General features: G+C 44.9%; 1 protein-coding gene. It reads left to right on the top strand.

Going from position 1 to position 1,384, the window contains the following annotated elements; genetic code table 11:
* Nucleotides 1-1,384, top strand: a 1,384-nt coding sequence (locus tag HMPREF3265_RS10945; RefSeq protein WP_256323935.1) for a Rib/alpha-like domain-containing protein, incomplete at both ends; no start/stop codon positions are given.

Here is a 1,384-nt window from a genome sequence, read left to right on the forward strand (position 1 = left end):
CAATCACAGTGGATGATCCAAGTAAATTACCAGATGGTAATACACCAGGTACAACAGAAGTAGATGTGACAGTGACATATCCAGATGGTACGGAAGATCACATTAAAGTACCAGTAACAGTAGGAGAACAAGCAGATAATGATGCTTATGAACCAACAACAGATGGTGTAACGAAAGATCATGGCACACCAACGACAGCAGATGATGTAACAGGTTCAGTGACAATCCCAGACTATCCAGCGGATAAAGAACAACCAACAATTACGGTGGATGACGAAACACAATTACCAGACGGTAATACACCAGGTACAACAGGAGTAGATGTGACAGTGACATATCCAGATGGTACGGAAGATCACATTAAAGTACCAGTAACAGTAGGAACAGATACAGTAGCACCAGATGCACCAACAGTGGATGCCCCAGAAGTAGGAGCAGATACAGTAACTGGAACAGGAAGTGAACCAGGCAATACAATCACTGTAACATTCCCAGATGGAACAACAGGAACAGGAACAGTAGGTGAAGATGGAAGCTGGAGTGTAGAGGTACCAGGAGGTACAGAATTAAACAACGGTGATAAAATCACAGCAGTTGAAACAGATGACGCAGGTAATGTATCAGACGAAGGCTCAGCAATAGTTGTTGATGATAGTGATGCAGATGCCGACAGCGATTCTGATTCAGATAGCGACTCAGACTCAGATAGCGATTCTGATTCAGATAGCGATTCAGACTCAGATAGCGATTCAGACTCAGATAGCGACTCAGACTCAGATAGCGACTCAGACTCAGATAGCGATTCTGATTCAGATAGCGATTCTGATTCAGATAGTGACTCAGACTCAGATAGCGACTCTGATTCAGATAGCGATTCAGACTCAGATAGCGACTCAGACTCAGATAGCGATTCAGACTCAGATAGCGATTCTGATTCAGATAGCGATTCTGATTCAGATAGCGACTCAGACTCAGATAGCGATTCAGACTCAGACAGCGATTCTGATTCAGATAGCGATTCAGACTCAGATAGCGATTCAGACTCAGATAGCGACTCAGACTCAGATAGCGACTCAGACTCAGATAGCGATTCTGATTCAGATAGCGACTCAGACTCAGATAGCGATTCAGACTCAGATAGCGATTCTGATTCAGATAGCGATTCAGACTCAGACAGCGATGCAGATGCCGACAGTGATGCAGATGCAGATAGTGACGCAGATGCGGACAGCGATGCAGATGCAGATAGCGACGCAGACGCAGATGCTGACTCAGATGCAGACGCTGACTCAGACGCTGATGCAGACGCCGATAGCGACGCCGATGCCGATAAAGATCATAATGACAAAGCAGATAAACCAAATAATAAAGAGTTACCAGATAC

This window comes from Staphylococcus sp. HMSC62B09 (assembly GCF_001839115.1).
Lineage (GTDB): Bacteria > Bacillota > Bacilli > Staphylococcales > Staphylococcaceae > Staphylococcus > Staphylococcus haemolyticus.